Annotated in this window: 2 protein-coding genes; both read left to right on the forward strand. The window is 46.6% G+C overall.

The features are described from left to right. On the forward strand, positions 1–906 hold a 906-nt coding region (gene silC / locus BV390_RS30280), incomplete at its 5' end, for a Cu(+)/Ag(+) efflux RND transporter outer membrane channel SilC (protein ID WP_085397640.1). Between the two features lie 28 nt (positions 907–934). Then, positions 935–1,288: a cation efflux system protein CusF gene (gene cusF / locus BV390_RS30285; protein ID WP_001246153.1), complete on the forward strand. Its 354-nt coding sequence runs from the start codon at positions 935–937 to the stop codon at positions 1,286–1,288. Positions 1,289–1,457: the final 169 nt, after the last annotated feature.

A 1,457-nucleotide genomic window follows, 5' to 3' on the forward strand; every position in this document is an offset into this window, starting at 1 on the left:
GCCGTACACATCCTGCTGGTCTCCAACGTTTCACAGAGCTATTTCAGCCAGCAACTGGCGTACGAACAACTCCGTATTGCGCGGGAAACGCTGAAAAATTATGAACAGTCCTATGCTTTCGTTGAGCAACAGCTCGTGACCGGGAGTACGAACGTTCTGGCACTTGAACAGGCGAGAGGACAAATCGAAAGTACCCGCGCCGAAATAGCCAAACGAGAAGGCGATCTGGCTCAGGCAAACAATGCCCTGCAACTGGTGCTGGGAACGTACCGCGCACTTCCGTCAGAAAAAGGGATGAAAGGCGGGGAGATCGCACCAGTAAAATTGCCACCAAATCTGTCGTCACAAATTTTGCTGCAGCGACCGGATATTATGGAAGCGGAATATCAGCTGAAAGCGGCTGATGCCAATATTGGCGCAGCGCGAGCGGCCTTTTTCCCCTCCATTACCCTGACCAGTGGTCTTTCCGCAAGCAGTACGGAGCTGTCAAGCCTGTTTACGTCAGGAAGTGGAATGTGGAATTTTATCCCTAAAATTGAAATTCCTATTTTTAATGCTGGCAGGAATAAAGCCAATCTGAAGCTGGCTGAAATTCGCCAGCAACAATCGGTGGTTAATTACGAACAAAAAATTCAGTCAGCCTTTAAGGATGTTTCCGACACGCTTGCGCTGCGCGACAGCCTTAGCCAGCAACTTGAGTCACAGCAGCGTTATCTTGATTCACTTCAGATAACTCTCCAGCGTGCCAGAGGATTATATGCAAGTGGTGCTGTCAGTTACATCGAAGTGCTGGATGCAGAACGTTCCCTCTTCGCTACGCAGCAAACCATTCTCGATCTTACCTATTCCCGACAGGTTAACGAAATTAATCTGTTTACCGCGCTGGGTGGCGGTTGGGTAGAGTAAATTTATTTAATTAATCAGGAAATTAAAAATGCGTAATTCACTTAAAGCCGTTTTATTTGGTGCCTTCTCTGTCATGTTTTCTGCCGGTCTTCATGCTGAAACACATCAGCATGGCGATATGAATGCTGCCAGTGATGCTTCGGTACAGCAGGTTATCAAGGGCACCGGTGTCGTTAAAGACATTGATATGAATAGTAAAAAGATTACCATTTCGCACGAAGCAATCCCTGCTGTGGGCTGGCCTGCAATGACCATGCGCTTCACTTTTGTTAATGCAGACGACGCTATCAATGCCCTGAAAACCGGCAACCATGTCGATTTCTCGTTTATTCAGCAGGGCAATATCTCCTTACTCAAAAGCATTAACGTTACGCAATCCTGATTATCAGTCCGGAGCGAATACATCCAGTGCGCCTGAACATTCATTAAGGGATTACTGTGAATGAATGATCGGGCGCATATGCCAGGTGTTTTGATTTTTCAGCGAGAAATTGTATGGCTTCTTTAAAGATAAAATATGCTGCAATAATTATCAGCAGCCTCATAGCAGG

It is taken from the genome of Klebsiella sp. YJ, assembly GCF_002108615.1.
GTDB classification, from domain to species: Bacteria; Pseudomonadota; Gammaproteobacteria; order Enterobacterales; family Enterobacteriaceae; genus Klebsiella; species Klebsiella planticola.

Bases quoted from the DNA above. Each gene is read 5' to 3' on its own strand.
- cusF (WP_001246153.1), top strand. From the start codon at position 935: ATGCGTAATTCACTTAAAGCCGTTTTATTTGGTGCCTTCTCTGTCATG.